Source organism: Streptomyces sp. NPDC045701, assembly GCF_056432045.1.
Genome location: NZ_JBWKJV010000101.1, coordinates 1 through 3,247, shown reverse-complemented (window position 1 = coordinate 3,247; position 3,247 = coordinate 1). Strand labels below are relative to the sequence as shown.

At 70.0% G+C, this 3,247-nt stretch carries 7 protein-coding genes; 1 reads left to right on the top strand and 6 read right to left on the bottom strand.

All coding sequences use genetic code 11. The features are described 5' to 3' along the window. Nucleotides 1-129: 129 nt before the first annotated feature. The 6 genes from AC07DW_RS32665 to AC07DW_RS32640 all read right to left on the bottom strand — a co-directional run bounded on the left by AC07DW_RS32665 (nt 130) and on the right by AC07DW_RS32640 (nt 2,728). Nucleotides 130-456 carry a hypothetical protein gene (locus AC07DW_RS32665; RefSeq protein WP_478861266.1) on the bottom strand — a complete coding sequence of 109 codons (327 nt, stop codon included), beginning with the start codon at nt 454-456 and terminating at the stop codon, nt 130-132. Nucleotides 457-601: 145 nt separating this feature from the next. Further along, entirely contained in the window at nt 602-1,063 is a 462-nt protein-coding gene (locus tag AC07DW_RS32660; protein ID WP_478861265.1) for a hypothetical protein, read from the bottom strand. A gap of 131 nt (nt 1,064-1,194) precedes the next feature. Continuing rightward, nucleotides 1,195-1,545 (bottom strand): hypothetical protein, encoded by a 351-nt coding sequence (locus AC07DW_RS32655; RefSeq protein ID WP_478861264.1) that lies wholly within the window; start codon nt 1,543-1,545, stop codon nt 1,195-1,197. Nucleotides 1,546-1,570: 25 nt separating this feature from the next. Further along, a complete protein-coding gene (locus AC07DW_RS32650) occupies nt 1,571-1,858 on the bottom strand; it encodes a hypothetical protein (protein ID WP_478861263.1) in 288 nt (95 codons plus the stop codon). Next, nucleotides 1,851-2,141: a hypothetical protein gene (locus AC07DW_RS32645; RefSeq protein WP_478861262.1), complete on the bottom strand. Its 291-nt coding sequence runs from the start codon at nt 2,139-2,141 to the stop codon at nt 1,851-1,853. Before AC07DW_RS32645 ends, AC07DW_RS32650 begins: the two co-directional genes overlap by 8 nt. Nucleotides 2,142-2,572: 431 nt before the next feature. Further along, entirely contained in the window at nt 2,573-2,728 is a 156-nt protein-coding gene (locus tag AC07DW_RS32640; RefSeq protein WP_478861261.1) for a hypothetical protein, read from the bottom strand. 48 nt (nt 2,729-2,776) lie between these two features. Here AC07DW_RS32640 and AC07DW_RS32635 point away from each other — a divergent pair, with 48 nt between their 5' ends. After that, nucleotides 2,777-3,013 (top strand): hypothetical protein, encoded by a 237-nt coding sequence (locus AC07DW_RS32635; protein WP_478861260.1) that lies wholly within the window; start codon nt 2,777-2,779, stop codon nt 3,011-3,013. The last annotated feature ends 234 nt before the right edge of the window (nt 3,014-3,247 follow it).

Below are 3,247 nucleotides of genomic sequence, written 5' to 3'. Positions count from 1 at the left end.
GTTGTGGGGGGGGGGGGGTCGTTGGCCCAAAGGCGTTTAGGGGGAAGCGTGGTTGGGGTTGCCGGAAAAAAAAAAAACGCTCCTCCTTGTTTTTCCCCTGGGTCCCCCGCCTCATGTCTGCGCCGAGCCTCACGCCACCTTGGCCGCAGCACCCGCCGTGGTGCGCCAGGCGCGGACGGTGGCGAACCGCCGCCCCGTCGCCGGAGCGGTCGCGGCCCACTTCGCGGCCGCCGCCGCCCGGTTCCACATGGCCGACTGGCAGATCGCCGACCTCGCCGAGAGCCGCTTCCGCAGCCAGGTCGAATTGTCGAGGGCGCGCACGTCCATGTCCTCCATCGGCTCCGGCTCGGGCACCCCGAAAGTGACCTCTCGCTGCCGCTCGGCCAGGAGCAGGAGTGCACGCTCCAGGACGTCGGAGGCGTGGTGCCAGCCGTGTCCGTCTGGCAGGTGAGGCACTCGACCAGGGAGTTGCCGAAGTCCGCCGGATCCGCGTCCTCGTCGAGGACGCGGATGGCCGCGCCCTCGCCGTCGCCGACCGCGAGTTCGTGGCCGTCGTGCTCGGCGAGGACGTCCTCGATCCTTCGGCCGTCGCGGACGGCCGTCAGGTGGCTGAGGAGGATCTCCTCGCCGCGCGTGGCGTCGCTGGCCCCGGCCTCGGGGTTCTCGACCACCGTGTGCGCTTCGTAGTCGTGCTCGACGTCCCACTCGGCCCGGTCGCCCAGCGGGTAGAGGGCCAGCCGCCACCAGCCGCCCGACTCGCGGGCCAGGGCCGGGTGCGCGCCTCCTGCCCGATGAGCTTCTCCAGCTTTGCACCCAGCTCGTCCCAGGGCATCCACGGGTCGTTCATCCAGCCCTCCAGGTCGAAGCCGGGCCGGTGTTCCACAAGGACGTAGCCGCCCCCGACGCGGCGCACCGGGCGGAGGTGGCAGGCCTCGCCGTCGCCGTCCGTCCGGAAGCAGAGGTGGGTGGGGCCGTCGGTCGGCCAGTCGCTCCAGATACTCGCGACGTGCCCGGTGCTGAGGTCGAGCGAGGCGGTGGTGGTTTCGTCGCCGGTGAAGGCCATGACGTCTCCTTGATGCTGACGGGGTGTCTTCCGCCGGAGGAGTGGGTACCGACCACCCTCCCGACACATAAAACATTACAGCAACAAGAGGCGTCGGGCTGTGTCGAACCTTGGCAAGTCACCCGGATGGGCTACCGGATCAGGCGACGGCTCGACCAGGCCGCCGGGAGGCCGTCCCCGCCCCGCCTCACCAGGTACACGAAGGGGTGCTCTGTCCGCGCGGACACCTCGCCCGCGCTCCCGGCCGGCCCGCACCACACCGCCAGCGTCTGGGCGGTCCGGCCCGAATCCCCGTCATCGCCCGCCTCCAGGCGCAGGCACCCCGTCACCCGAGTCGCCTTCGTGATCGTGCCGTGGACCTCCCAGCCGCCGTCGGGCTGCGGGCTGACCACGAGATCGGCCGCCCCCGCGGGCTCCGAGTTGGCCGTGACGAGCAGGGTGACCGCGAGCGCTTTCGCCTGACGGCGAAGGGCCCGGCACAAAGGCCGGGCCCCGGGGGAAGATTGTTCAGAACACCAGGACGTGCGTGATAACGATCTGCGGCGGGTCCTCGTCGCGGCTGATGACGTACTCGGCGATCCCGAGCTCACCCTCGGCCCCGAGCGCCAGGCGGCGCTGCTGGGGCCGCCGCGGTGACGCCGTGCTGCCCGGAACGATGCCGCCCATCTCGCCGATGGTGACTATCGCGGCCACGATCGCGCCGAAGACGTGGGGCGGCAGCGAGGGGTCCATCATGAGCTGGGAGACGTTCTCGGACAGCACGCACGGCAGGCCCTCGTCGTACGGATCAGTCAACGGGCAGCCCCGCCGCCCGGCGCCGCGCCAGCAGGTCTTCCAGCGAGACGGTGGGCACCGTGCCGGCGAGCACCGCGTCGGCCCGCGCGTCGGCATCCGGATCGGTGTCCAGCATCGCCTGGCCCCACCAGCGCAGGAGTACGCCTTTGGCCTGCTCCGGGGTCGCGGCCAGGAGTTCGGAGTAGAACTCCTTGGCGGCCTCCGCCGTCAACGCGGCGGCAATGCCCTTGGCGTTGCGCGGTACCCGCTCCGGCTCGTGCTGGTGAATCGGCTGTGCGGTCATTGCCCGCCCCTTTCCCTCTGCCCCGAGTCTGCCCTGCCGGGACCGTCTTGGTCGATGCCCTGCCCTGGAACGGTCGCCTTCCGCTGGGCGTCCAGTAGGCGTCAGCGGCTGCGTCCACGGACACCCCGAGGTCCGCCAGCGCGTCGGCCAAGCGGTAGATGGCGCCCTTGTCCGGGTCGCCGAGCGACGTCACGTTCAGTTGGTCCACGTGGGCGAGGGCGTGGTGAACGCTGAAGTGCCCGGCGCCGCTGCGGGCGCAGGCCTTGAAGCTCCCGCGGTCGAGCTGCCCGAGTTCACCGCGGACCGATTCCAGCTCAGCCACGTCCACCGTCGGTCGGCCCGCAGCGTCGGGCGTGCGCCACCTCGGGGTGGCACACGCCCGTCAAACTGCCGCTGGCGACCTGGCGGCTCAGCTGCTGGTCACGGAGGGGTCAGGCAGGAATGATGGTGAAGTTGCTGCCCTTGTCCGAGGCTCGAATCAGATGTTGCGTCCCGGCAGCGTCAGAGACGCCGATCGCGCCGCTGTCCTGGCTGATCGTGTACGTGCCGTCCTGTCCATCCGCGGGCCTGATGTGAAACAGCTGCATAGGCGGGAACTTCGGCGGCAGGCTGCGGTTGGGGCCAAGGGCACGGCCTTGACCTGCGGCGCATCCTCCGACGCGGTCCATCCAAAACTACCGCTCGTCGCGGTCGTGCAGACTGATCCGGACCGAGCCAGCTTCAGCATCGCCCTCCAGGCCGCCCGCGACCAGGTCGTCCAGGCCGCAGGCGTCATAGCCGACACGGTGATCGACCTGGCCGGGGCGATCGGCCGGGCCGTCCTGGACACCTCATGCCCGCCCGACGCCTACGCGTCAGTCCGCGAGCGGTGAACGACCCCTGTCCCGATACGCCTACAAAAGCCTCAAAGCCGACCGACGCACCTACAAAGCCACCCTCAGCATCGACATCTTGCAACCAAGGCTCATCCCGTAACTTCACGGCCTTGGGCTAAAGCCCGTGGAGCCGAGGGCGGGACTGCTGCGTGATCGGGTGACAGTTGGGGTTTACGCAGCGAGTGCTGTGTGAGGGGCCATGATGGTTTCGTACTCGACGGGCGTCAATCG

Bases quoted from the DNA above. Each gene is read 5' to 3' on its own strand.
- AC07DW_RS32640 (WP_478861261.1), bottom strand. From the start codon at position 2,728: ATGCAGCTGTTTCACATCAGGCCCGCGGATGGACAGGACGGCACGTAC.
- AC07DW_RS32645 (WP_478861262.1), bottom strand. From the start codon at position 2,141: ATGACCGCACAGCCGATTCACCAGCACGAGCCGGAGCGGGTACCGCGC.
- AC07DW_RS32660 (WP_478861265.1), bottom strand. From the start codon at position 1,063: ATGGCCTTCACCGGCGACGAAACCACCACCGCCTCGCTCGACCTCAGC.